Annotated in this window: 26 protein-coding genes; 16 read left to right on the forward strand and 10 right to left on the reverse strand. The window is 37.8% G+C overall.

Annotated features, from left to right (window positions below; genetic code table 11):
• The first annotated feature begins 5 nt into the window (after positions 1 to 5).
• From coaBC to Q360_RS0103150, 9 genes are all read left to right on the forward strand, one after another.
• Positions 6 to 1,211 carry a bifunctional phosphopantothenoylcysteine decarboxylase/phosphopantothenate--cysteine ligase CoaBC gene (coaBC, locus tag Q360_RS0103110; protein ID WP_027075790.1) on the forward strand — a complete coding sequence of 402 codons (1,206 nt, stop codon included), beginning with the start codon at positions 6 to 8 and terminating at the stop codon, positions 1,209 to 1,211.
• Positions 1,204 to 2,097 carry a type IX secretion system protein PorD gene (porD, locus tag Q360_RS0103115; protein ID WP_027075791.1) on the forward strand — a complete coding sequence of 298 codons (894 nt, stop codon included), beginning with the start codon at positions 1,204 to 1,206 and terminating at the stop codon, positions 2,095 to 2,097. Before coaBC ends, porD begins: the two co-directional genes overlap by 8 nt.
• A 55-nt stretch (positions 2,098 to 2,152) precedes the next feature.
• On the forward strand, positions 2,153 to 3,805 hold the full coding sequence (gene recN / locus Q360_RS0103120; protein ID WP_027075792.1) for a DNA repair protein RecN: 1,653 nt from the start codon (positions 2,153 to 2,155) through the stop codon (positions 3,803 to 3,805).
• A 56-nt stretch (positions 3,806 to 3,861) separates the two neighbouring features.
• Positions 3,862 to 4,668, forward strand: coding sequence for an enoyl-ACP reductase FabI (locus tag Q360_RS0103125; protein ID WP_027075793.1), 807 nt, complete (start codon positions 3,862 to 3,864; stop codon positions 4,666 to 4,668).
• Positions 4,669 to 4,728: 60 nt separating this feature from the next.
• Entirely contained in the window at positions 4,729 to 5,739 is a 1,011-nt protein-coding gene (locus Q360_RS0103130; RefSeq protein WP_027075794.1) for a glycosyltransferase, read from the forward strand.
• Complete coding sequence (locus Q360_RS0103135; RefSeq protein ID WP_027075795.1) at positions 5,736 to 6,701, forward strand: CdaR family protein; 966 nt, start codon at positions 5,736 to 5,738, stop codon at positions 6,699 to 6,701. Before Q360_RS0103130 ends, Q360_RS0103135 begins: the two co-directional genes overlap by 4 nt.
• Positions 6,698 to 7,282, forward strand: a complete 585-nt coding sequence (coaE, locus tag Q360_RS0103140; protein ID WP_027075796.1) for a dephospho-CoA kinase — start codon at positions 6,698 to 6,700, stop codon at positions 7,280 to 7,282. Before Q360_RS0103135 ends, coaE begins: the two co-directional genes overlap by 4 nt.
• Before the next feature lie 83 nt (positions 7,283 to 7,365).
• Entirely contained in the window at positions 7,366 to 8,943 is a 1,578-nt protein-coding gene (locus tag Q360_RS0103145; RefSeq protein WP_027075797.1) for a sensor histidine kinase, read from the forward strand.
• Between the two features lie 7 nt (positions 8,944 to 8,950).
• On the forward strand, positions 8,951 to 9,664 hold the full coding sequence (locus tag Q360_RS0103150) for a response regulator transcription factor (protein ID WP_027075798.1): 714 nt from the start codon (positions 8,951 to 8,953) through the stop codon (positions 9,662 to 9,664).
• A 122-nt stretch (positions 9,665 to 9,786) separates the two neighbouring features.
• Here Q360_RS0103150 and Q360_RS0103155 read toward each other — a convergent pair whose 3' ends face one another.
• The 8 genes from Q360_RS0103155 to Q360_RS0103190 are packed head-to-tail and all read right to left on the reverse strand — an operon-like array spanning position 9,787 to position 17,280.
• Positions 9,787 to 10,287, reverse strand: a complete 501-nt coding sequence (locus Q360_RS0103155; protein WP_027075799.1) for a gluconokinase — start codon at positions 10,285 to 10,287, stop codon at positions 9,787 to 9,789.
• On the reverse strand, positions 10,280 to 11,200 hold the full coding sequence (miaA, locus tag Q360_RS0103160; RefSeq protein ID WP_027075800.1) for a tRNA (adenosine(37)-N6)-dimethylallyltransferase MiaA: 921 nt from the start codon (positions 11,198 to 11,200) through the stop codon (positions 10,280 to 10,282). The genes Q360_RS0103155 and miaA overlap by 8 nt, the downstream gene beginning before the upstream one ends.
• Positions 11,193 to 12,074: an ion transporter gene (locus tag Q360_RS0103165; RefSeq protein ID WP_027075801.1), complete on the reverse strand. Its 882-nt coding sequence runs from the start codon at positions 12,072 to 12,074 to the stop codon at positions 11,193 to 11,195. The genes miaA and Q360_RS0103165 overlap by 8 nt, the downstream gene beginning before the upstream one ends.
• Entirely contained in the window at positions 12,071 to 13,438 is a 1,368-nt protein-coding gene (locus Q360_RS0103170; protein WP_027075802.1) for an exonuclease domain-containing protein, read from the reverse strand. The genes Q360_RS0103165 and Q360_RS0103170 overlap by 4 nt, the downstream gene beginning before the upstream one ends.
• A gap of 53 nt (positions 13,439 to 13,491) precedes the next feature.
• Positions 13,492 to 14,145 carry a YggS family pyridoxal phosphate-dependent enzyme gene (locus Q360_RS0103175; protein WP_027075803.1) on the reverse strand — a complete coding sequence of 218 codons (654 nt, stop codon included), beginning with the start codon at positions 14,143 to 14,145 and terminating at the stop codon, positions 13,492 to 13,494.
• 31 nt (positions 14,146 to 14,176) lie between these two features.
• Positions 14,177 to 15,406 carry a DUF1015 domain-containing protein gene (locus Q360_RS0103180; RefSeq protein WP_027075804.1) on the reverse strand — a complete coding sequence of 410 codons (1,230 nt, stop codon included), beginning with the start codon at positions 15,404 to 15,406 and terminating at the stop codon, positions 14,177 to 14,179.
• Positions 15,407 to 16,300 (reverse strand): 3-hydroxyacyl-CoA dehydrogenase family protein, encoded by an 894-nt coding sequence (locus Q360_RS0103185; protein ID WP_027075805.1) that lies wholly within the window; start codon positions 16,298 to 16,300, stop codon positions 15,407 to 15,409.
• A complete protein-coding gene (locus tag Q360_RS0103190; RefSeq protein WP_027075806.1) occupies positions 16,300 to 17,280 on the reverse strand; it encodes a Gfo/Idh/MocA family protein in 981 nt (326 codons plus the stop codon). The genes Q360_RS0103185 and Q360_RS0103190 overlap by 1 nt, the downstream gene beginning before the upstream one ends.
• A 145-nt stretch (positions 17,281 to 17,425) precedes the next feature.
• On the opposite strand from Q360_RS0103190, the gene Q360_RS0103195 reads away from it, so the two are divergent.
• Positions 17,426 to 18,067 carry a protein-L-isoaspartate(D-aspartate) O-methyltransferase gene (locus Q360_RS0103195; protein WP_027075807.1) on the forward strand — a complete coding sequence of 214 codons (642 nt, stop codon included), beginning with the start codon at positions 17,426 to 17,428 and terminating at the stop codon, positions 18,065 to 18,067.
• 141 nt (positions 18,068 to 18,208) lie between these two features.
• Here the strand turns inward: Q360_RS0103195 and smpB are convergent, their stop codons facing one another.
• Positions 18,209 to 18,670 carry an SsrA-binding protein SmpB gene (smpB, locus tag Q360_RS0103200; protein WP_027075808.1) on the reverse strand — a complete coding sequence of 154 codons (462 nt, stop codon included), beginning with the start codon at positions 18,668 to 18,670 and terminating at the stop codon, positions 18,209 to 18,211.
• A gap of 112 nt (positions 18,671 to 18,782) precedes the next feature.
• Between smpB and Q360_RS0103205 the strand changes: the two genes are divergently transcribed.
• Positions 18,783 to 19,532: a DUF6503 family protein gene (locus tag Q360_RS0103205; RefSeq protein ID WP_036194938.1), complete on the forward strand. Its 750-nt coding sequence runs from the start codon at positions 18,783 to 18,785 to the stop codon at positions 19,530 to 19,532.
• On the opposite strand, the gene Q360_RS0103210 is transcribed toward Q360_RS0103205, so the two are convergent.
• Entirely contained in the window at positions 19,510 to 20,052 is a 543-nt protein-coding gene (locus tag Q360_RS0103210) for a SixA phosphatase family protein (protein ID WP_027075810.1), read from the reverse strand. The genes Q360_RS0103205 and Q360_RS0103210 overlap by 23 nt on opposite strands.
• Positions 20,053 to 20,135: 83 nt before the next feature.
• Here Q360_RS0103210 and Q360_RS0103215 point away from each other — a divergent pair, with 83 nt between their 5' ends.
• The 5 genes from Q360_RS0103215 to Q360_RS0103235 all read left to right on the forward strand — a co-directional run bounded on the left by Q360_RS0103215 (position 20,136) and on the right by Q360_RS0103235 (position 25,935).
• Positions 20,136 to 21,761 carry a PorP/SprF family type IX secretion system membrane protein gene (locus Q360_RS0103215; RefSeq protein WP_156949988.1) on the forward strand — a complete coding sequence of 542 codons (1,626 nt, stop codon included), beginning with the start codon at positions 20,136 to 20,138 and terminating at the stop codon, positions 21,759 to 21,761.
• Between the two features lie 183 nt (positions 21,762 to 21,944).
• Entirely contained in the window at positions 21,945 to 22,655 is a 711-nt protein-coding gene (locus Q360_RS22130; protein WP_245603149.1) for a mechanosensitive ion channel family protein, read from the forward strand.
• A gap of 132 nt (positions 22,656 to 22,787) precedes the next feature.
• Positions 22,788 to 23,630: a 1,4-dihydroxy-2-naphthoyl-CoA synthase gene (locus tag Q360_RS0103225; RefSeq protein ID WP_027075812.1), complete on the forward strand. Its 843-nt coding sequence runs from the start codon at positions 22,788 to 22,790 to the stop codon at positions 23,628 to 23,630.
• A 97-nt stretch (positions 23,631 to 23,727) separates the two neighbouring features.
• Positions 23,728 to 25,083 carry a dihydroorotase gene (locus Q360_RS0103230; RefSeq protein WP_027075813.1) on the forward strand — a complete coding sequence of 452 codons (1,356 nt, stop codon included), beginning with the start codon at positions 23,728 to 23,730 and terminating at the stop codon, positions 25,081 to 25,083.
• Positions 25,084 to 25,098: 15 nt separating this feature from the next.
• The gene (locus tag Q360_RS0103235; RefSeq protein ID WP_027075814.1) at positions 25,099 to 25,935 is read left to right on the forward strand and encodes a DUF6671 family protein; all 837 of its coding nucleotides are present in this window, start codon (positions 25,099 to 25,101) and stop codon (positions 25,933 to 25,935) included.
• The last annotated feature ends 438 nt before the right edge of the window (positions 25,936 to 26,373 follow it).

The raw sequence follows: 26,373 nt of genomic DNA on the forward strand, positions 1-26,373 counted from the left end.
GGATTATGTTAGGCGGTAAAAACATCCTTTTAGGCATTACCGGAGGGATTGCCGCATATAAAATTACATTCCTTGTTCGTTTATTGATAAAAGCTGGCGCTAACGTTAAGATTGTTCTTACAGATAGCGCCAGTTCTTTTGTTTCTCCCCTAACCTTAGCAACACTTTCTAAGAATCCAGTAATCTCCGATTTTATAAGGTCCGACGCAAACATTACGGACTGGAACAATCACGTAGCTTTGGGGTTATGGGCAGACCTTATGGTTATTGCTCCCGCAACAGCTAACACCATGTCCAAAATGGTAAGTGGAAATTGTGATAATTTATTATTGGCTACCTATCTTTCTGCCAAGTGCCCTGTTTTTTTTGCCCCAGCAATGGATTTGGATATGTACAAACATCCAAGTACCGTATCTACGTTAAAAACCTTAGCCTCTTATGGTAATCATATGGTTCCAGCAACCGCAGGGGAATTGGCAAGTGGCTTGCATGGTGAAGGCCGTATGGCAGAGCCAGAGGATATAATCAGTTTTATAAACCAGCAATTAAGAATCGGGCTTCCACTTCAGGATAAAAAAGTATTGATTACCGCTGGACCAACCTACGAAGCTATAGATCCTGTGCGATTTATTGGAAATCATTCTTCCGGACTTATGGGTTTTGAGCTTGCCAAATGTGCAGCAAGACTGGGAGCCAATGTGGTTCTTGTTTCCGGACCTACTAAATACAACGTTGAACACGACAACATCACCTTGATAAGCATAGTTTCTGCCCAAGAAATGTACGAAAGCACGCATGAGCATTATGCTGATGCCGAAATAGTGATCTGTGCTGCTGCGGTTGCCGATTATACGCCAAAAGTTATCGCATCCCAAAAGATAAAAAAGTCTGATGGCACCCTACAAATCGATCTGGTGAAGACAAAGGATATCCTTTTCTCCTTAGGGCAGGCCAAGAAAGACCAGTATCTTGTTGGTTTTGCTTTGGAGACCGAAAATGAAGTGGAAAATGCGAAAGGAAAGCTAAAAAGAAAGAACTTGGACGCCATTGTACTTAATTCGCTAAACGATAATGGAGCAGGTTTTGGCGGGACCACCAATAAAATAAGTTTTTTAGATACCAATTCTACAATACAAACGTTTGAATTAAAAACCAAGGCAGCCGTTGCTGAGGATATTTTTTATGAAATCATCAAAAGACGCTATGCGTAAGCTTTTATTTTTCTTTGGCCTTTGTGTTGTTTGTACTGCCTTGAATGGTCAGGAATTGAATGCAACCATCACTGTTAATGCAGATCAGGTTTCCCAAACAAACCAACAGATTTTTAAAACCTTAGAACGTTCCTTGACCGATTTTGTGAACAAAACAAAATGGACGAATAGGGTGTATAAGGAGAATGAGCGGGTAAACACCCAAATGTTCATTACTATATCGGAGTACGAGTCCGATCGCTTTAGCGGTACCATTCAAATTCAGTCTTCCAGACCAGTTTTTAATGCCTCGTATGAAAGTACGGTATTTAATTATAAGGATAACCAATTCAATTTTCAATATATAGAATTTCAACCTTTGGTATTCAACGAGAATGTTTTTGAATCTAACCTCGTGGCAGTCGTTGCGTATTATGCTTATATTATTTTAGGATTGGATGCAGATACTTTTGCCTTGGAAGGTGGTACCAATCAGTTCAGAAAAGCACAACAGATAACAACGCAAGCACAGGGAAGTAATTTTGCAGGTTGGAATCAGTCTACTTCAAACAATAGAACACGATTTGATTTTATAAGCGATATATTATCCAACACCTACAAGGAATATCGTGTAGCCATGTACAATTACCATCGCAAAGGCTTGGATATCTTAGGGGATAATAATAGTACCGGAAAACAGGTGATTGCAGGAACAATCAATCTCTTTCAGATTATGGTCAACAGAAGGCCAAATGCCTTTTTGGTTCAGACGTTTTTTGATGCAAAATCAGAGGAAATTCAGAATATATTCTCAGATGGACCTAAAGTAGATATCGTGAAGTTAAAGGAAACCTTGAACAAGGTAGCGCCTTTTTACTCTGGTACATGGAACGATATTAGTTACTAGGCCCTTTTTTCACTTCAGAATATAGAGTACCTTTACGCCACTAAAGTATTAAAGTGTGCTATCTAACCTTTTGATTGAAAATTACGCGTTAATAGACAGCTTAGAAGTTGATTTAGCTTCTGGTTTTACGGTAATTACCGGGGAAACCGGAGCAGGAAAATCTATTTTGCTAGGTGGACTTTCTTTGGTGCTTGGTAAGCGTGCAGACCTTAATTCTTTGCGTAATAAGGATCAAAAATGTATCGTAGAAGCCTACTTTTTAATAAAGGATTACGGTCTTCAACCTTTCTTTGATGCTAATGATTTGGATTATGAAGAAACAACCATAATACGAAGAGAAATCTTGCCTAGTGGTAAATCAAGAGCGTTCATTAACGATACACCTGTAAAGCTAGATATCCTTTCTCGGTTGGGAGATCAACTGATAGATGTGCACTCGCAGCACCAGACAATGCAATTGACAGAGAACGATTTTCAGTTCAAATTGATTGATGCTCTCGCTACTAATAAAGTTAGACTTTCTAACTATACAAATACCCTAAAATCTTATTCTGCTGTTAAAAAAGAGTTGAACGACTTAACGGAATTTCAGCACAACGCTACCAAAGAACAAGACTATAATACTTTTTTATTGACAGAATTGGAAGCTGCTCCGCTAAAGGAAGGAATTCTGGAAGAACTGGAAACCCAGTACGAACAATTGAATAACGTTGAGTTGATTAAGGAGGAGCTATCCAAAGGGGATCAGCTTTTGAACGATGATGAAATCGGGGTACTCTCCTTAATGACTGAAGCGCGATCGTCACTTTTAAAATTAGCAGGTTTTGGAACCCAGTATGCAAGCCTACATGAAAGAATACAATCGGTTTTTATAGAATTAGATGATGTAAATACAGAATTACAGGCTTTCCAGGAGGCTGTTGAGTCAGATCCTGGATTATTAGAAGAGGTAAATACAAAATTACAACTCCTTTATAATTTACAAAAAAAGCACGGGGTTTCGGAGATTTCCGAGTTGATTGCAATCAGGAATCAACTTTCAGATAGCCTTTTTGAAACTGCGAATGTGGACCAGAAAATAGTTTTAAAGACTAAGGAACTGCAAGAGCTGGAATCTTCGTTGGAAGAGCGAGGCGCACTGCTGCGCGAAAAACGAAACGGGGTAATACCACGATTAAAAAAGCAATTGGAAGCTGATTTGTCCCTTTTGGGAATGCCCAGTGCTTCTTTTCAAATATCTTTAAACCCTACGGATAGCTTTAAGGCGAACGGGATGGATGAACTCTCTTTCTTGTTTACAGCGAACAAAGGTAGCTCGTATGGAGTACTTAAAAAAGTCGCTTCTGGGGGGGAATTGTCACGTATTATGCTGGTTATCAAAGCGATTTTGGCTAAGTACGAAAAGTTACCTACCATCATGTTCGACGAAATTGATACCGGAGTGTCTGGAGAAATTTCTAATCGTATGGCAGATATTATGAGAGATATGAGTGCAGAAATGCAGGTTTTCTCCATTACACACCTTCCACAAGTGGCATCAAAAGGGCATCATCACTTTAAGGTGTATAAGACAGAAGAGAACGAAGGAACACGTACCAATATGAAAAAACTGGTGTATGATCAGCGCGTGATAGAAATTGCCCAAATGCTTGGAGGCAAAGAACTTTCAGACTCTGCAATGGCCCATGCTAAGGAGCTATTGAACTAATTACACATATTTTAAATATCTTTGATTCATAAATCTAAAATTTTAGTAGTATCAGCATGGCATATAATTTATTAAAGGGTAAAAAAGGAATCATATTTGGGGCATTGGATGAAAACTCTATCGCTTGGAAAACAGCAATGAGTGTTCACGCAGAAGGGGGTACTTTTGTATTAACAAATGCACCTATTGCCATGAGAATGGGACAGATAAAGGAACTGGCAGAGAAAACAGGATCTCAAATAATTCCTGCGGATGCTACTAGTGTTGAGGATTTGGAGAATTTGGTGTCCCAAGCTCAAGAGATTCTTGGTGGTAAGCTAGATTTTGTTTTACATTCTATTGGAATGTCAGTAAACGTAAGAAAAGGAAGGGCGTATACCGATGAAAAATATGATTTCACGGCAAAAGGTTGGGATGTTTCCGCATTGTCCTTTCATAAAGTAATGCAATCGCTTTACAAGTCAGATGCCATGAATGAGTGGGGTAGTATTGTAGCGCTTACCTACATGGCCGCGCAACGTGTATTTCCGGATTACAATGATATGGCCGATAATAAGGCGTATTTGGAATCGGTAGCGCGTAGTTTCGGGTATTTCTTTGGAAAAGAAAAAAGGGTTCGGGTGAACACTATTTCTCAATCACCGACGCCTACAACGGCAGGACAAGGCGTAAAAGGATTTGACAGCTTTATTAGCTATGCTGAAAAGATGTCTCCTCTTGGGAATGCCTCTGCGCAAGATTGTGCCGACTACACGATTACCTTATTTTCTGACTTAACACGTAAAGTAACTATGCAAAACCTTTTCCATGACGGTGGTTTTTCCAATACGGGTGTAAGTCAAGAAGTGATAGAGAAGTTTTAGTACTTTCTAGTACGAAAAATATAATAATTAGGGACTTCAATAATTGATATAAAAGTAAAAATGAAACGATCTTTTTCTTTTATTATACCTGTTTATAATAGGCCTAACGAAATAAGGGAGCTGTTAGAGAGTCTTACTGGTCAGACCTATACCGGAGAATTTGAGGTAGTTATTGTAGAGGATGGCTCTACGGTTTCTTCGGTAGATGTGATTTCAGCGTACAAATATGCCTTGGATATTTCTTATTATGAAAAATCCAATTCCGGTCCAGGAGATTCCAGAAACTATGGCATGCGCTTGGCAAAAGGCAACTATTTTATTGTATTGGATTCTGACTGTATTTTACCCCCAGAATATTTGGAACAGGCGGAGAAGAGTTTAGAAAACGATTTTGTGCATTGTTATGGAGGCCCGGATGCTGCACACGATTCTTTCTCAGATATTCAAAAGGCCATTAATTATACCATGACCTCTTTTTTGACAACTGGGGGCATACGTGGCGGGAAAAAAGCGGTTGATAAATTTCAGCCAAGAAGCTTTAATATGGGCATATCTAAAGAAGCTTTTGAGACTGTTGGTGGGTACGGAAACATCCATCCTGGGGAAGACCCAGATTTAACCATTCGTATTTGGAATAAAGGGTATAACACCAAATTAATTTCCGAAGCCTTTGTATACCATAAGAGACGTATTGATTGGCGTACCTTTTATGTGCAAGTAAATAAGTTTGGAATGGTACGACCTATTTTGAACAAATGGCATCCTGAAACAGTAAAGCTCACCTATTGGTTTCCAAGTATTTTTTGCTTGGGGCTAATTACAGCTGCAGTACTTGCAGCTTTTAGTATTTTATGGCCTATTGCTTGCTACGGTGTTTATTATCTATTACTTTTTCTGCATGCGTTTTTGAAAACTAAAAGCCTAAAGGTTGCCCTATTGGCAGTATTTGCTGCGATAGTTCAGTTTGTTGGTTATGGCTATGGTTTTTTAAAATCTACTATATTCACTACATTTAAAAAGAGTGCACCTCAAGACATATTTCCTAACTTATTTTTTAAAACTAATTCTTGATTTTGATTATAGAGCGTATAAAAACCGGATTAAAGAAGCGAAAAGTAAAGGTATTCTTGCTTTTCCTGGTATTTTCTGGCCTCGCTTGGCTCATTAACAACTTATCACAATCATTTGTAAGTAATACTACGTTTATGTTGGAGTATGTAAATACACCACAGGAGCTTTTGTTAAATAAAAAACCAAGGGCGACTATAAATGTTAGATTAAAAGCGGTGGGCTTTCAATTCGTAGGTTTCGAAATACGGAAACGCAAGGTGCAAATAGACCTTTCTAAGGTTAACGTAAAGGACAATCGGTATTATGTCTTACCAAAGGTTTACCGGAGGCAAATTGAAAACCAACTGCCTAATAGTATGGAAGTATTAGAACTGGAGAATGATACCTTGTTTATAGATTTCATAGTTCTGGTAGCGAAAAAAGTTCATGTTATTCCAAGAACTACTATTGATTTGGCTAATAATTATATGTTAGACGGACCCATAATTGTTGCCCCATCAATGGTTACTATCAGAGGCCCAAAAAGTGAAGTGGATAGTATAACGTCTATTAGGACTTCTTTTTTGGACATAGAAAATATCACGGACGACTTTTCTCAGGAACATGCTTTGGTACTGCATAGGGAATTGACAAAGTCAACGGTAACGCCTTCTTCGGTAACTATTTCAGGAAAGGTGTTTCGTTTTTCCGAAAAGGTAGTTTCGGCACCTATAACGATGATTAATGTTCCGGACAGTATTAAGGTGCGTATGTTTCCCGATCATGTTAAAGTGCTCTGTCAAGGCACTATTAAGGCTTTGAAATCCTTGGATATATCAGATTTTAAGATTAATGCTGACTATGAACAAATAGAAAAGGCAGCTGATAACAGATTGCCATTGCGTATGGAAGATTTCCCAGAAAACCTTAGCAACGCTACCTTATTGATTAAAGAAGTGGAATTTATATTGAGACGGGAATGATGATTGTAGGACTTACTGGTGGTATAGGTAGTGGTAAATCAATAGTCGGAAAGCTATTAGAAGATATGGGTGTGCCTGTTTACAATTCCGACATACAGGCGAAACGGTTAATGCATACTTCTAAAGTATTGCGAAGAAAAATAGTCCAGTTGTTAGGTGCAGAATCTTTTTTGAATGGCACACTTAATAGAGCTTTTATTGCTAAAAAAGTTTTTAATGACAAAAATCTTTTGCAAAAGCTTAATGCTATTGTGCACCCTGCGGTACGGAAGCATTTTTTAAGATGGTCGAAAAAACAGGACCATCCTTTTGTAGTCCAAGAGACGGCTTTGTTGTTCGAGAATACTATGCAGGAATTTTATAATAAAATTATTTTGGTTACCGCACCGAAGGATATTCGTGTAGAACGGATAACTGCAAGAGACGGGAGTACCAAGCAACAAGTTTTGGAACGAATGGGTAATCAGTTGGGGGATAATATTAAAATACCTTTGGCCGACTACGTGGTAGCGAATGTAGATTTGGATGAAACTACAATAAAAGTTGCCGAAATCAACATGGCTCTCCTTGCATATTGCTAGCTTCTCAATGATTTTAACATTTATGTTAAGCTTAGGTTAAATCCGCTATTTCCCTTATACTAAATCTGTAATTTTAACAATTAATGAATAAGAAGTTATTTGTGCTCTTGGTTATTCTTATGAGCTCATCCCTCATTGGATTGATAGTTGTCCAAAGTTTTTGGATCAACAAATCGGTTGAAGACAGGGAGGAACAGTTTTCGAATATGGTGTCTGAGGCATTAAATAGTGTTACTGATAAAATTAGCGAAAGAGAGACCAAGAATTATTTTGACAGGTATCTTCATGCTAGGGATAGTGTTGGAGAATTGGTAGATACACAGTTCACCAACTTCTTTTTCATAGATAGGGATGTAAATTCGAATGAAATATTACTTTACGAACACGGCATACTAGAAGAGGACTATAGTATTTCCTCAACGTTCTTTGATAATCCGGATGGTAGCGATACCATAATAAGAAATTACACAAGTAAGCGTAGAACTTCAATTTTTAAGGAGGACTTTTCTTTAGACGGTAAAGGATTTAGGTTGACGCCGCAACAACGGGTCGAAAAAATTGGTGGACTATCCGAATTTGATAAGTTGGCATTAAAAGAATTATTCAGCTCCAAAGCGAAAAGTGTTCCTATCCATGTAAGGGTCTCTGCTCAAGAGATAGAACTGCTCATGCAACGAGAGCTTGAAAATAGAGGTATAGAAATTACTTTTGAATACGGGGTGTATAGCAACGGTTTGCCTACTAAAGTAAAGTCTAAAAAATTTAAGTATTCGGAAAAAAATATTTACAGGGCACATATGTTTACGGATATGGAAGGGAGTTCCAATTTTGACCTATTGGTTTCTTTTCCGGAAAAGAAGCGGTTTTTGGTTAGTTCAATTCTAGGCATGGCATTGTTGAGCTTGTTGTTTACGCTAATTATAGTGATTGCTTATTCTGGTGCAATTTATCAGTTGATAAAACAAAAGCAGATATCTGAAATAAAAACAGATTTCATAAACAATATGACACATGAGTTCAAAACCCCTATAGCAACGATAAATTTGGCTGTAGAGGCTATAAGAAACCCTAAGATAATAGGAGATCATGAAAAGGTACATCGATACCTTACTATGATTAGGGAGGAGAACAAAAGAATGCACGCCCAAGTAGAAAATGTCTTACGAATTTCTAAATTAGAAAAGAATCAGTTGGATATAAGTAAGGATAGGGTAGATGTTCACGACTTAATAGAAGATGCTATTACGCATGTAGATTTGATTGCCAAAGATAGGGGAGGATATATTCAGACGCATTTAAAATCTGAGCGTTCCGAAGTGCTAGCTAATGAAATGCACTTTACAAATGTTATCGTGAATATGCTGGATAATGCCATAAAATATTCTCAAGACGCACCAAAAATAGATATATATACTGAAAAAGCAAAGAATTATATTATTATCAGGGTAGAAGACCAAGGGTCTGGAATGAGCAAACCGGTGCTGAAAAAAGTTTTTGAAAAGTTTTACAGGGAACACACTGGAGATGTACACAACGTAAAGGGTCATGGCCTAGGCTTGGCTTATGTAAAGAAAATAGTAGACGATCACCAAGGGGAGGTCTATGTGGAAAGTGAAAAGGGAAAAGGAAGCACTTTCTTTGTTAAACTACCTTTAATTTAAAAATAGTATGGAAACAATAAATAAGAAAATACTTTTAGTAGAGGACGATCCAAATTTTGGAATAGTGCTTAAGGATTATTTGTCCATGAATGACTTTGATGTTACGTTGGCAAAGAACGGAATGGAGGGTTTTGAAAAATTTAAAAAGGATAATTATGACATCTGTATTTTAGATGTGATGATGCCATATAAAGATGGGTTTACCTTGGCTAGGGAGATTCGAGAAAAGAACGAGAACGTTCCTATCGTATTTCTTACGGCCAAAACCATGAAGGAAGATGTGCTTAAAGGCTATAAGGCAGGTGCTGACGATTATTTGAATAAACCTTTTGATTCTGAAGTGCTTTTAATGAAACTTAAAGCCATTCTACAGCGAAAGGCATCCAATAGTTTAGCGGATAGTAAGAAGTTTGAATTTACTATAGGAGGCTTTCACTTAAATTCTAAACTAAGGTTTTTAAAATACAAAGACACCGATTCTATTAAGCTATCTCCAAAAGAGAATGAACTATTGCGTATGTTGGCGTTGCACGAGAATGATTTGATGCCAAGAGAATTGGCTTTGACTAAAATTTGGAGAGACGACAATTATTTTACGTCCAGAAGTATGGATGTTTATATCGCAAAACTACGGAAGTATTTAAAGGTAGATGATACAGTAGAGATATTAAATATTCACGGGGAAGGTTTTCGTTTGGTCATAAAGACAGAAACGGAATAGTTCTCTTTTAAATGTGTTTGTTCTATGGGTTTCAGCATAGTTAAATATGCTTTTGAAATCTAAATGGATAATTCTTTTTTGGACACGGTATTCAAAAAGGTATCTTTTTGGCGAATTAATAATTATTTTCTGGGAGCTACCTTTTTAATGAACTCAGTTATTATTTCTACAGGGGTTTTGATGATGCTTATGCAAATTGCGTTTTTTGGCTCTTCTAAGGTATCAAATTGAGATTGAAGAAGCCCTGTAGGCATAAAATGTTCTTTCCGCTTTGCAAGGCGTTTGCTAATAGCTTTCATACTGCCTTGCAAATATAAAAACTCAGAATTATTATCTAAGTTCTTTTGAAGCTGAATCCTGTAATTCTCTTTTAATGCAGAACATACGATTATAGCTCCCTTTTCTTGATTTTCTATAGCAATTTTGTTAAGAAGCTTAAGCCAGCCCATGCGGTCGGTATCGGTTAGTGCTTCGCCTCTAGACATTTTGCTTAGATTCGACTGGGGATGGTAATCGTCACCGTCAAAGAACTGATAGCCTAAACGTTTTGCCAGTAGGCTACCAACAGTAGATTTACCACTGCCTGAAACACCCATGACATATATAATTCGAGGTTTATTCACTTATAAGTTTCTGTGCTGCCGCCGCAACGGTTTCTAATTTTTGGATAGAACTACTTTTGGCATCTAACCAAATAGTGTCCTCATTTCTTTTGAACCAAGTTAGTTGTCTTTTAGCAAATCGTCGTGTATTTTTTTTCATTTCGGCTATTGCTGTTTCCAAGTCCCAATTGCCCTCTAAATAATTAAAGAGTTCTTTGTAGCCTACGGTCCTTAGCGCATTCAAGTCTTTATAGGCTATCAGGGAACGTATCTCTTCCAAAAAACCTTCTGACATCATGATATCCACTCTTCGGTTGATATTGTCATATATCTTTTCCCGCTCTGCCTGTAAGCCGATGGTTAAGGTCGTAAAGTTTCTTTCTTTTTTTGGTTTTCCTAAAAAGCTGCTATAGGGTTTTCCAGTACCAATACAAATCTCCAAGGCCCGTATCAACCTATGTGGATTGTTTAAATCAACCGTTTTGTAATAGGCTTGGTCAAGATTTTGCAGTTTTTTTTGAAGCTGTTCTAACCCTTGTACTTGAAGCTCTAGGTTAAGCTGTTCCCGTATCTGTGGGTCTACACCTGGAAATTCATTTAAGCCTTTGGTTACGGCATCAACATATAAGCCGCTACCGCCCACCATGACGACAACTTCACGATCGTTGAAAATAGTATCGAGTAGTTGAATTGCCTCCTTTTCAAAATCCCCAACAGAATAGGGTTCTGAGATGCTCTTATGTTGTATAAAGTGATGTTTTGTAGCGGCCAGTTCCTTTTTGCTAGGGACTGCGGTACCAATAGACATTTCCTTGAAAAATTGTCGGGAATCTGCAGATATGATTACTGTTCGGTAGTGCTCTGCTAACGAAATTGCTAGTTTTGTCTTCCCTATGGCTGTTGGCCCTACTATGGAAATAAGCACCCTACTCATTTAAAATATTACCGCAGTTATAACAATGGCTTGCATCATCCCTATGTGCGTCTGTAGAGCAATATGGACAGTGTTGAGTATTTAGATGTATTACTTGATTGTTTGGTGAAGTAGTGCTTTTCTTGATTTTTTCTTCATCCTTGCCTTGCCCCGCAGCAAATTCTGCAGTAACGATACCTGTAGGAACCGCAATAATGCCATAACCCATAATCATAATAATTGTGGCAATAAACTGGCCTAGATTGGTTTGTGGTGCAATATCCCCATAACCTACAGTAGTCAGGGTCACAATAGTCCAGTAGATACTTCTTGGTATACTGGTAAAGCCGGCTTCTTTACTTTCTACCAAATACATAATAGTACCCATCATTACGGATAGAATGAGCACCACATAAATAAACACGACAATCTTTGTTTTGCTAGCTTTCATTGCCTGTTGTAACTGGGAGGCTTCACCAATAAACTTCACTAATTTTAAAATTCTAAAAACACGAAGCATCCTAAATATTCTAAACGCGAGTAATACTTGTGAACCGGCAAATAGATAAGATAAGTACAGCGGAATGGTAGAGATGAAATCGATAATACCATAAAAACTAAATATGTATTTAAATGGTCTTTTAATAGAAATGATACGTGCAATATATTCTATCGTAAAAAATATAGTCACTATCCATTCTAAAAATAGGAGTTCCTTGTGATATTTTAAATCGATATACTCAACACTCTCCAACATAATTAGGATAACACTGAGAATGATAAGAATGATGAGTATTAAATCAAACCACTTACCAGTAACGGTGTCCGCTTCATAAATAATTTCATGAAGTTTATTTTTCCAATTGGATTTTGATTTTCCCCCTTTTGAATTCACGTGTTGATAGGAATTGTTTTTAATATGCGTTTCTTTCTGAGATAGGCTTCTATGATGAAATTAGCATTTACCGTACCGTTCATAGGTGTTATCAAAGTTTCTAAGATAGGCATATTATTTATTTGATGGTTAAGGTCGTAATAGCCTAAACCTACAAGGGAACCTTTTTTAATCAAAATAACGCTGTTTTCGCCTATTTCCCGTCCTTTATCTATCAAGAGGATATCTTTTCCCTTCAAGGTGTATTTTGATAATGCTTCTAACAAGCGTTTATTGTAAGTCTCTGGTGCTTCTTTTTGGATGCAAGCTCCGTTGCATTCACCATCTGAATAAGCTGCACAGTTGGTTCTGGCTTCGCTTATACCATTAAGTTTATTGCAGAGTTTATATTCCTTGGTTATTTTATGCAAATGGTTTTTGGCACTAAAAACCCCATTAAAAACTCCATTGGGGTGTTTGCAATCGGATACCGGTACCGCTCTTAACACTATATAACCAGACTCGTTGATTGTGGAGCAAAGGGTATGGGAAAACATACGCTTTTTAGGTGAGGAATTATATTTAGGTTTATTCTTAAGCAATTCTTGGTGTTCCTTTAAAAGCGCAACTAATTCACTTCCGGTACGTTCAAAAGTTACTTTTTTGGTTTCCTTTATCAGTTTTCTAGAACGGTCCCCACTTTTGGTAAATAGCTGATTTACACGCTTTTTGATATCCGTAGTTTTACTTAAATAAATAATGTCCCCATCCTTATTATGCGTGTAAAATAAACCAGTTTTGCTGGGCATGTTCTTAACGATATCCAATTGTTTTTCGGAAAGCTCGCCATGTGCCTCTTTGCGAATAACGTCTTGTATGATTGTCTTTTCACTATCCTTAGCTAGCAGTAATTTAAAAAGTTTTACGGTAGCAAGCGCATCGCCATTGGCTCTGTGCCGATCAGTAACCGGAATCCCCAAGGAGCGCACTAATTTGCCCAAACTATAGGATTCAGCGTCGGGAAGCAGGTTTTTCGATAGGTCTACGGTGCATAAGGTTTTTCTTTCAAAATTGTATCCTAATCGTCTAAATTCTGTTCTTAGAATACGATAATCAAACTGCGCATTATGCGCTACGATAACAGTGTCTTGCGTAATTTCTACAATACGTTTTGCTACCTCATGGAATTTTGGTGCAGTACGCAGCATTTTATTATTGATGCCCGTAAGATTAACTACAAAGGGCTGGATGTCTTTTTCTGGATTGACTAAACTGATAAAACTGTCCACGACATCATGTCCATCAAATTTGTGAATGGCAATCTCCGTGATACCTTCTTCATTATACTTTCCTCCCGTGGTCTCTATATCTAAAACTGCGTACATCTTCCTTTTAAGTATTATTAGCTGTCTGAGTTTGGCTTGTAAGTTTTAGGGTTCTAGTTTCGTGCTCCAAAGATACTACTTCCTATACGCACCATAGTGCTTCCTTCTTCTATACCGATTTCGTAATCCCCGCTCATTCCCATGGAAAGGATTTCTATAGTGGGTAATTCTACCTTTAGGTTCTCAAAAAGTGCTTTTAGCGTCTTGAATTCTCGTCGTATTTGGTCCTTGTCGTCTGTAAAGGTGGCCATTCCCATAAGTCCAGCAACTTTTATATGCTCTAAATGGATGAACTCTGGATTTTGAGTTAAGGCGTTTAGTTCTTCTTCATTAAAACCAAATTTGGTGTCTTCTTCTGCAATATGTATTTGCAGCAAACAAGAAATTATACGGTCGTGTTTTTTGGCCTGTTTGTCAATTTCTTTTAGCAACTTTAAGCTATCAACTCCATGGATGATCGCCACATATTCGGCCATGTACTTGACTTTGTTTCGTTGCACGTGGCCAATCATGTGCCATTGGATATCATTAGGAAGTTCTTCCCATTTTTGGGTCATTTCCTGTATTTTGTTCTCTCCAAAAATACGTTGTCCGACATCGTATGCTTCCTGAAGGTCGGAAACAGGTTTGGTCTTAGATACCGCAACGAGGCTCACTTCTTGCGGAATAAATTTACGTATACTCGTTAATTTTTTTTGTATCGACATGTAATAAATGTATCTATTAAATTTAAGGTATTCAAAGTTCGTAAATGGCGATGCCACTTCTTAGTTTCGGTTCTATGTACGTACTTTTTGGAGGCATAACCAAACCATCATCGGCAATTTGTTTTAATTCCGAAATACCAATGGGAAGCATATTGAAGCCTACGGTGTAACGTCCGGCATCAATTTCATTTTTCATCCGGATGCCATTGTGCTTTCCATAGCCATAGGCGATTCGTTTGTCATTTCGTAAATCGGAGATGCCCAAGATAGGCTCTAGAACGGTTTTATAAAGTATTTGGGTATCCAGCGCGCTTAAGGTATCAGTAAAAGTGTAGGCTGTTTTTCTTAGGTATAAGGAATAGAATTCGCCGTCCAGATACATGCAAAAATGATGTTTTTTGGTAGGCTTGTAAAGCATATTTCCTTGGTTTTCTATTCTGAAATACGCATCCAATCCAATTAAAAATTCTTCCTTACTTAAACCGTTCAGGTCTTTGACCATACGGTTGAATTCATAGATGCGTATTTGAGATTCTGGAATAAGGTAGCTCATGAAATAATCCGTCGGCACTTCTTCTGGCGCATTAGCGGATGGAAACATATTAGACAACAAATGGGAAGAAGCACTTCTATGATGCCCATCGGCAATGTAGAGCTTATTTACTGTTGCAAATTGATGCTGTATACTTTCGGTTATCTTTTTATCCGAAATAACCCAAAGGGTATGTGTTACCCTGTCCGGTGTTGTAAAGTGGTGGGTGGGTGTTTTTTCTTTTTCCGTATTGAGTAGTGCATTTATTTCCGCCGTGTCGGTATAGGTCATTAAAACAGGCTCTGCATTGAATTTTACTGTTTTCAAATAGCTTGCAAACATGGTTTCCCTGCGTTTAATAGTATCCTCGTGTTTTTTGATAAGGTTGTTCTTGTAATCTGTTACTGATGTAGCGCAAAAAAGCCCACAACATACCAAATCGTCCTGTTCAATTTGATACAGATAAAAGCTGGAATCAGTATCTTTCTTTAAGATATCATCTTCCAAAAACTCAAGATACCGATTGCGTACCATTGAAAATCTTTTACTACCCGACACGTGCTTGTCAAATTTATACCCTGGGTTGATGATGTGCAGAAATGAAAACGGGTTAAATTCTAAATTGGCGTTCAATTCCTTTTTAGAGTAGGATTGATAAGAGCGAGAGATAACAAAGGGCGCTTTATCCTGTGTTGGTCTAATAGCCTTGAAGGGTTTAACTGTTGCCATTTATCCTGTTAAAAACTGTTTAGAAACTGTTTCCGCCTTTCTATTTTCGCTGTAGTCATAAAACCCTTCGCCGGACTTAATACCTAGCTTGCCTGCGGTAACCATATTCACCACTAGGGGAGAAGGAGCGTATTTTGGATTTTTAAATCCGTTGTATAATACATTCATTATAGAAAGACAAACGTCCAAACCAATAAAATCTGCCAACTGTAAAGGTCCCATAGGATGTGCCATTCCTAGTTTCATTATAGTGTCTATTTCTTCAACTCCGGCTACGCCATGATGAAGCGTTTCTATAGCTTCGTTAATCATTGGCATTAAAATACGGTTGGCTACAAATCCAGGATAATCATTGACTTCTGTTGGTGTCTTTCCCAATGTCTTTGAAAGAGCCATAATGGTTCTTGTGGTTTCAGCAGAAGTACTATAACCTCGTATAATTTCAACCAATTGCATTATAGGCACGGGGTTCATAAAGTGCATTCCAATTACCTTTTCGGGTCGGGAAGTTTCTGCGGCTATCTGGGTGATTGATATGGAAGACGTATTGGTGGCTAAAATTGTTTTTGGGGGACAAATGATGTCCAAGTCCTTAAATATTTTAAGTTTAAGGTTGATATTTTCAGTAGCAGCTTCCACTACAAGGTCGACCTCTGCCACACCTTCTTTTAAATCAGAACACAAAGTTATTTGAGCTAATGTATTTGTTTTGTCCGTTTCTGTTATTTTTTCTTTTGCGACCATTCGGTCCAAATTTTTGGAAATGGTAGCAATACCCTTATCCAAGCTTTCTTCGGAAATATCTATCAACCGGACATTAAAGCCTGTTTGTGCAAAAACGTGTGCGATACCATTGCCCATAGTACCTGCACCTATTACCGCTATATTTTTCATTAGTTTAATATTTTATTATCGTCAAAAGAAGCAATGATTTGTAACGCTACTTTTAAGGCTTCGGTACCTTGCTTTAGAGAGACTACAGGAGTAGTACCATTATTTATGGAATCTGCAAAGCTTTCCAATTCGTCCAAAATGGCATTGTTGGTTGCAATGGAAGGATTTTCAAAATATATTTGTTTTTTTACCCCTTCGGCATTTTGTAATATCATATCAAAATCACCTGGGTTTTTGGGTGCATCCTTCATTTTGACTACTTCTACCTTCTTTTCTAAAAAATCGACAGATATGTATGCATCTTTCTGGAAAAAACGGGATTTACGCATGTTCTTTAAGGAAATTCTACTGGCCGTTAGATTGGCCACACAGCCATTTTCAAATTCTAGTCGCGCATTGGCAATATCGGGAGATTGACTAATTACAGACACACCGCTGGCATTTATCTTTTTTACTTTAGAGTTTACTACGCTAAGAATAGCATCTATATCATGAATCATAAGGTCTAGCACCACAGGAACATCCGTTCCTCTAGGATTAAATTCAGCCAAACGATGTGTTTCTATAAACATGGGTTCATGTATCGCATTTTTTACCGCAGTAAAAGCAGGATTAAACCGCTCTACATGTCCCACTTGTCCTATTACACCAAATTTTACTTCCAGCTCTAAAAGTTCCTCAGCCTCTTCTAAGGTGTTGGTAATCGGTTTTTCTATAAAAATATGCTTCCCGCTTTCCATAGCCTTTTTGGCACACTCGTAATGGGAAAGGGTGGGCGTAACGATGTCTACTACATCTACGGCAGCAATTAATTCATTAATGTTGTTAAAATAGGTATAACCGAATTCTGCACTAACTTTCTTACCGTTGATAAGGTCCGCGTCGTAGAATCCTACCAACTCATATTTATCAGATTCTTGGAGTAAGCGTAAATGGATTTTCCCAAGATGACCTGCTCCTAAAACACCCGCTTTTAGCATGATTTTTGTTTTTATCAAAAATACGCATTGTTTAGAAGTTTAGTAGAATACCCCTGCCAAAATCCCACTTTTTTTACACGTTTATTTTATTGTGTTTCTTTCGTAAAGGGAACTTTACTACATTTGAATTCCAAATAAACCACCATTGAAAGACACCTTAAAACACAGGGGAATGCGCAACCAATTAGCGCAAGTATTGATAGACAAGGGAATAACAGATGCAATGGTCCTAGATGCCATCCGAGACATCCCTAGGCACTTGTTTATGGATAGCAGTTTTGAAGGACATGCCTACCAAGATAAGGCATTTCCTATCGCTGCTAATCAAACCATTTCCCAACCCTATACCGTTGCCTTTCAAACCCAATTATTGGAATTGAAACCCAATATGACCGTATTGGAAATAGGCACTGGTAGTGGGTATCAAACAGCCGTTTTGTTAAAATGTAGGTCAAAAGTATTTACCATAGAAAGACAATTGGAACTTTTTAAAAAAACAAATCTGTTTTTTAAGAAAATGGGCTACAGACCTAAGAAAATTATTTTTGGAGATGGATATAAAGGCCTGCCAGAGGACGCTCCCTTTGACCGTATAATCGTAACTGCAGGTGCTCCGGAAGTACCTAAGGCTTTACTTTCCCAACTAAAAGTAGGAGGTAGGTTGGTTATTCCTGTAGGTTTTGAAGAACAAATTATGACCCTTTACATAAGGACTAGCGAAAAGGAATTTAAAAAAAGAGAATTTGGTTCCTTTAAATTTGTTCCCTTGTTGGAAGATAAAAATTAGTTGCTAATTCCATTAGTTCTTGCAAAAGTTCAAAATTAGATAGGTGCATAATTTAAAGCTGCTACCCTTTAGCGGACTTGTGAAAAGGAAGCTTAAAATGTTTAAAAATTGTTTAGTAGTGTAGTTGGAAAATTTAGATTTCTAATTATTAAAACTCTTTTTAATTCTGGCCAGGTCACGCTTATTGTCATTGTCTTTCATCGTCTCTCTTTTATCGTAGAGTTTTTTACCCTTTGCCAATGCGATTTGGATTTTGGCAAAACCACGGTCATTTATAAAGAGTGTTAGCGGCACAATGGTAAGGCCAGAGGTTGTTACCTCTTTAAATAATTTTTTTAATTCTCTTTTTTGTAACAACAATTTTCTTTGAGCCTTAGGTTTGTGGTTGTAGTGAGATGCATGAGAGTATTCATCAATCTGCATATTGATAACAAAAAGCTCTCCACGGTCATTAAATTCACAAAAGCTCTCAGAAATAGAAGCCCTACCGGATCTAAGAGATTTGATTTCTGTGCCACCCAAAACGATACCAGCCGTATATTTATCCAACAGTTCATATTCGAACCGTGCTTTTTTGTTTTTTATGTTAATGTTCTTTTGCATACACTGCAAAAATAAGCACAATTAAATAATCAGCTTAACTTTTAAAAAGAATTAAAGTGCTTCATTTGTAATGAACCTTATCAGTTTACGAATAAGTATTAAAATAAAAGTGATGAATAGATGGTATTGGATAGTGGCACTATTACTTGTAACAGCATGTAATGCAGAAATAAAAGAACCTACCGCACAAGAAATTATAGATAAAAGCATTGCGGCAAGTGGTGGGGAGAATTATATCACAAATGATATCTCTTTTCGTTTTCGGGATATTGCTTACAGCGCGGAAGGCCCAGTGAATAAAAGAATTCTAAAAAGAAGCTTTGTTAAGGATAGTATCAGGATAACTGATGTGAAATCTCCTTCGGGGTTACAACGTGCAGTAAACGATAGTCTTGTAGTACTATCTGATTCAGTGGCGAATGTTTATGCCAATTCTATAAACTCCGTACATTATTTTGCATATCTGCCTTACGGACTTAATGATGCAGCAGTAAATAAAAAGTATTTAGGCAAAGTGAAAATCCATTCAACAGCGTATCACAAAGTTGAAGTGAGCTTTGATAAAAGCGGAGGGGGTGAAGACTACGATGACATTTATGTGTACTGGTTCGATTCAAAAACATACAAGCCCACCTATTTAGCCTATGAATTCCACATAAATGGAGGCGGTCAACGCTTTAGAAAAGCATTTAATGAAAGAGTCGTGGGTGGTATCCGCTTCGTGGATTATCAGAATTATAAAAACGCGCAGTTAAATCATCAAATTCAGAGTATAGACGAACTTTATAATCTGGGAGCCTTAGAACTACTTTCCGAAATAAAATTAGAAGACATAAGCGTTATTCCGGGCAATTACAATTAAATACTAATTTAGAATCAGTAGCCACACCATTAACAAGTTTCACAATAAAAAGTGTGCCATTCTCATTATCATCTAAGGCCTCGTACTTCTCATCATCCAATAACATATTAACCATTTGTGGTGTCGTATTGCTATGCCCCACTATCAACACATTTTTATTTAGGTTTTCTATTTTCAACTGTTCCATATCTAATGTTCTAGGGTCATAATATTGAACATCTATATTGTTTTTTACGGATAAAGGGGCCGCGGTCATTGCCGTTCTGGCATAGTCGGTAGAATAGATGGCATCTATATTAGCATCTATTAATATTTCCGCCCAATGCATGGCACGTCCCAGTCCTTTTTGGTTTAATTCTGGGTCGGCATCGTCCGGATTACTTCGCAGCTTTTCTGCATGCCTTATGAGATAAAAAGTTGTAGTTACGTTATCGGCCTTAACTATGGTTGCAGGTCGTTCTTCCTTACAGGATTGTAAAAAAATAAATCCAGTAAGGAGAATTAGTTTTAGAAACTTCATTTTTGTACTATTGTTTGCTATTTATAGAACTAAAAATACTCGAAAATAGTGCGTTCAGTACGCTATTTTTTGTTTTTTTGCATATGAAAAATTTTTGCGGGGCATTTCTTATCGGTTTTGTAGTTTTTGGTGTGCGTGCACAAACCGCACCTTTACCAAACGATTTTAGGCAACAGAATATTACAGAATACAATTCCAGCCTTGTAAATCCAGCGTATGCGTTGGACCGTAATAATGCCCCCTCCGCAGCCCTATGGGCAAGATGGCAGTGGCAGACTTACGATGCCGATCCAACCTCGATTTTCTTTAATTATACCCATAAGCTAAACGAAGAATCCGCGGTAGGTGGTGCATTTTTTCAAAATAATACGGGAATTTTCTTGAATACAGGAGCTGCTATCAACTATGCGTATGCTATTGATTTTAGTTCTAATGTGCGACTTGGAATAGGCTTAAACTTTTTTGCCTTTCAACAGAAATTGGCAGATGAGCGGCTTTTCCAGCCTAATCCCATACAAAGATTACCCGAGAACGATATGGTATTGCAGTTGGCACCAGGTTTAAATTTGCGGGTAGACAAATTTAACATTGGTTTTGTATCAGAAAACATGTTTGATTATAATCTGAGCACCAATGAGCGTAATACGAGCCCTACGGATAGAATGTTTTTCGGACTCGCTAGTTATGATATCCCAATGGAAATTTTAAACTCAGATGGTAATTCCTATTTGCGCCCTGCGGTTTATTTTAAATCGATTCCTGGGTTTGATACGCAATACGGATTTAACGCTATTTTAAGCTCCCAAAAATTTTGGGCACAAGCAGGTTATAATTCGTTTTACGGTATTTCTGCAGGTGCAGGCGGACGCTTCCTAAAACGTTTTTCCATAGGCGCCTTGGTCGAGTTTGGTACCAGTCCAGAATTGAAAGGTGTGGACCCTACTTTTGAACTGGTTACCTCTTACAGGTTTGGAAGTTTGGAAAAGGCACAGCCGCCCGAAGAGCAACTAATAGCAGAACAAAAAGAGAAAGAAAAAGCGCTTGAGGAAGAGTTAAAAATGTCCGAAGAACTTACGTCAAAAAAAGATGAAAAGGCTAAAGAACGCTCGAATAAGATAAGAGCTAAACAGTATAGGGATTCGGTTCGCCAGTCGGGTAAATATACCGATGGCGCCGTGAAGGAATCTAAAAGAGACCTTAGACGTAAAGCTGACTCTATTAACAGGGCCAATCAGGCCTTGGTCTTTCGGAAAATGGTTGCCCAGAAAAGGCAAAAGAGACAAGATTCCATAAACGTTATTGAAAAAGCTCGTGAAGAGGCTATTGCCTTGAATGTGCAGCGACAACAGGATTCCTTAAACCAGATTGCCAATACTAAGGCCGAAGCAGAACGCTTGGTACTGAAGAACGAAGTTGTAATACCAAAACCGGGCGAACGCTATGAGGAAGTAACTAAACAAGGAAATCTAGAACCAGGCTACTATTTAATCGCCAATGTTTTCGGAACAAAGCGCTATTTTGATGCCTTTATGGGAGATATGAAAAAGAGGGGGATTTCCGCAGGTTCTTTCTACAGGGAGACCAATAAGTACAACTATGTCTATCTTGGTCGATACACTTCTATAGCCGACGCAAGAAAGGCTAGAGAGTCCAAACTTGACGGTAAGTACCAAGAAAAAACATGGATTTTTAGAGTTACTGGTGAATAGTATTTCCTAACAAGTTTAACTATGTCGATTTCATTTGTAGCAGCGGATTTTTAAGGAACCCTAGTTACTGGGAAGTATTACAACTTCGCTGTAATTGCAATGTGTATAACCGGAATAGTATTAAAAACTCTGTTTTAATTCCTTCGAGTGCCTTATTTTTGTGAGACACTTATTACACTGACCATGAATAAAGTTGAACACTACGCTCAGCTCATACTAGATAATGTTGTTTTCTTCGCCCCAAGGATATTGGCAGCAATCTTCGTTTTATGGATAGGTTTCAAGCTGCTTAAAAAATTGGACCTTTTATTGTCCAAGAACTTAGAGCGACTGCGTATTTCCGATACCATGCGGCCGTTTACCATTTTGTTGTTGGTTCCTGTACTAAAGATTATTTTAGTTTGGATAGCAGTCTCCATTCTTGGCGTACAGCTATCCGAATTGGTTATGGTGGTAGCCGCTATGAGTTTTGCGATAGGACTCCTTCTGCAAGGACGTTTGGGTAATTTTGCTTCCGGTATTTTAATGCTTTGTCTAAAATGCTATAAGGCCCACAATTGGATTCAGATTGATAATAAATTTGGAAAGCTAGAGGGAATTGGAATTTTCAATACCCTATTGGCAACCCCGAAAAATAAGACACTTAGTGTTCCAAATACAAAAATAAAGGACAGCCTAGTAACCCGTTTTTCTAAAAATGGTTTGGTTCGTTTAGAGCTGAATACTCATATTCCATATGCTGAATATTTTTCCAAAGTACGGGGTATGATAACTACAGTACGCGCCAATACTCCCGTAACGATTAATGGTTTAGCAACAGAAATAGGAATCAAAAACTTTTATAGTCATAATATCACACTAGCTATTCGCCCTTATGTTTTATCTGATAATTAATGGGAAGGTACTTTTGAAGTCCATAAGGCTATTAAACAGGTCTTTCATGAAAATAACATGAGCGTGACGTATTTTGAAGGAATTGAGCTGGGAAGCATCGAGAAACAAGTCCCCAATTAAAAAAACAATTATATGAAAAGTCCAAATTGGCAAACCGCCATAGAATTCGAAGATATTACGTACAAAAAGTGCGATGGGGTTGCCCGTATTGCATTCAACAGGCCCAATGTGCGCAATGCCTTTAGACCGAGCACTACTAGCGAACTTATAAAAGCTTTTTTTGATGCCCAAGAGGATACTTCTATTGGTGTGGTATTGTTATCTGGCGAAGGGCCATCGACTAAAGACGGAATTTGGTCTTTTTGCAGTGGAGGCGATCAAAAGGCTAGGGGAGAGAAAGGATATGTTGGTACAGACGGTCAACATCGTTTAAATATATTGGAAGTACAGCGGATGATTCGTTTTATGCCGAAAGTAGTTATTGCCGTTGTTCCGGGGTGGGCGGTTGGTGGTGGACATAGTTTGCACGTCGTCTGTGATATGACCTTGGCCAGCAAAGAACATGCTATTTTTAAGCAGACCGATGCCGATGTAGCCAGTTTTGACGGTGGCTACGGATCTGCATATTTGGCAAAAATGGTAGGACAGAAAAAAGCGCGGGAGATTTTCTTTTTGGGTCGAAACTATTCCGCACAGGATGCTTTTGAAATGGGGATGGTGAATGCCGTTGTCCCGCACGACGATTTGGAAGACACCGCTTTTGAATGGGCACAGGAGATACTGGAGAAATCTCCAACGGCAATCAAAATGCTAAAGTTTTCTATGAATTTAACGGATGACGGTATGGTAGGGCAGCAAGTATTTGCAGGAGAGGCCACTCGTTTAGCCTATATGACCGAGGAAGCTAAAGAAGGTAGAAATGCCTTTTTAGAGAAGCGGAAGCCTGATTTTGGTAAGGATACATGGCTGCCTTAGGTTTACGCCGAAAAGAAGGAAAGTCGATACGATTAATGAGATTTTAGGGTTGTAGTGCCCGTTTTAGAACAGCAGAATGTAAAACAGAACATAAACGATGAAGGATAGTATTTTAATTAAGAATACAACTATTGTAAACGAAGGAAAAGCATTTGTTGCAGATGTACTTTTGGCTAACGGATGTATTCAACAAATCGGGAATATTGATGGTGAACCAAACCACAACATAATAGATGGAACGGGTAAACACCTATTCCCAGGAATCATTGACGGTCAAGTCCACTTTAGAGACCCAGGACTAACGCACAAGGGAGATTTATATACTGAAAGTAAAGCAGCTATTGCAGGTGGAGTTACTTCTTTTATTGATATGCCAAATACAGTTCCCAATATTTTAACCGTTGAAAGCCTAAAGGAAAAGTATGAAATTGCCTCAAAAAAATCCTTGGCCAATTATTCGTTCTTCCTTGGTGTAAATGGAGATAATATTGACGAGGTTTCAAAAATGGACACCAGCCAGTTTATAGGCGTTTCTGATGACGGGTTGTATTTTACCAAAAAGGGAAATCTACTTGCGGACAATCCAGAGACAATGGAAAAGCTATTTGCTAATTGTAAATCCATTATTGCCATTCATTCTGAAAAAGAGGAGATAGTAGAAGCCAACGAAGAGGCTTTTAGAGAAAAATATGGCGATGCTATTCCTGCAAAGTTTCATCCAATAATTAGAAGTACGGAAGGCTGTTATGAAGCAACCAAACGAGCTATTGAATTGGCAAAAAAACACAGTGCTAGATTACATATTCTACATTTAACCACGGAAGCTGAAACACACTTATTTCAGAACGATATTCCGCTGCAAGAGAAAAAAATAACCACTGAAGTTTCCGTACATCACCTCTGGTTTTCAGACAAAGACTATGAACGATTAGGGATGCTGATTAAATGGAATCCGGCCATAAAAACAGAACAGGATAAACAAGGCTTGTTAAAAGCACTACTTGATGATAGAATAGATATTATAACCACCGACCACGCACCGCATACGATAGAAGAAAAACAAAAGCCCTATTTTCAATCGATGTCAGGGGCTCCAATGGTGCAGCACACGCTAAATTGTATGCTGGAGTTTTATAAAAAAGGTCACATTTCATTGGAGAAAATAGTCGAAAAAATGTGCCACAATCCAGCTATTCTCTATAGGATGACGAAAAGAGGATTTATACGGGAAGGGTATTATGCAGACTTGACCTTGGTGGATTTGAATAGCGAGTGGGTCGTTGCTAAAGACAACCTACTTTATAAATGCGGTTGGTCACCATTGGAGGGCACAAGATTTCAAACAAAAATCGAACAAACATTTGTGAACGGAAATTTAGTGCTTGATAATGGAGTTTGGAATGAAACCATAAGAGGTATGGCATTGGATTTTACAAAAGAAAATGAACATTAAAAGTACCAATCTGTCATGTTCAAGGGTAGAAATTTAGTAATAGCCACAAAACATGAAAAGGAGAAAGTAATCGCACCACTCTTGGAAAGAGCGTTAGGGGTCATTTGCTTTGTGCAGGAAGGTTTCGATACGGATACTCTTGGTACTTTTACAGGAGAGATTGAAAGAGAAGAAGACCCTATATCCACTGCAAGACAAAAATGTTTAACAGCAATGGAACTCAGTAATTGTGATTTAGGAATAGCAAGTGAAGGTTCCTTTGGGGCTCACCCATCAATATTTTTTGCAAGTGCGGATGATGAGTTTTTAATATTTATTGATAAAAAAAACAACCTAGAGATTATTGCTAGAGAACTGAGTATGGAAACCAATTTTAATGGTAAAGAAATTGAAACAGAAAAGGAGCTGTTTGACTTTGCCGAATCAGTAAAATTTCCTTCTCACGGACTCATACTGCGTAAATCAAAAAATGACAATAGTGTTATAATCAAAGGGATAACCGATACCATAAAATTAAAAGAAGCTTTCCAAAAACTGATTGACAAGTCCAATACGGTTTACGCGGAAACCGATATGAGAGCATTGCATAATCCAAGCCGGATGACAGTAATCGAAAATGCGACGAAAAAATTGGTTGATCAGATAAACTCTTGTTGTCCCCAATGCAATGTTCCAGGTTTTGGAGTTACAGCAATAAACAAAGGGTTGGCATGTAGTTTGTGTGGCTCACCCACCAACGCTACTTTGAGTTTTATTTGTAAATGCCAAAAATGTGATTTCAAAAGAGAAGATATATATCCTCATAAAAAAACAACTGAAGATCCAATGTATTGCGACTATTGTAATCCGTAATTATTCTAAAAAAACTGAAATGATAAACCGACAATAGAACGGAAAAAATGATAGGAATTACTAAGAATTCGTAAGGCCGGTAAGGCTTAATAGTTAACAGTAGTTTACTGTAACTAAAGGAAAAGGCTTCTTAAACTAAAAAGAGTCCAATCTGTGAAGACTAGACTCTTTTACGAGAACACTATATGAAAATGAAAAATTTTAATTCGTTTTTGTTACACTGTAAATATAGGGTAGGAGTTCAGGTTTGAGAAAGAATTGTTGTGAACCTAGGGTATTTTGTGGTGTAGGGGATAAAGCGTAGTATTTACCGTTAAAAAGAGGGGCAATATAAGCTTAAACTAAGAATCGGGTAGGAATCAGACAAGAGGTTATCTAGGTACTGCTGCTTTCAAGCTGGGGTAATTAAATAACTCAAATTTTGTTGTTTTTCAGGCT

The sequence above is a fragment of the Maribacter antarcticus DSM 21422 genome, assembly GCF_000621125.1.
Lineage (GTDB): Bacteria > Bacteroidota > Bacteroidia > Flavobacteriales > Flavobacteriaceae > Maribacter > Maribacter antarcticus.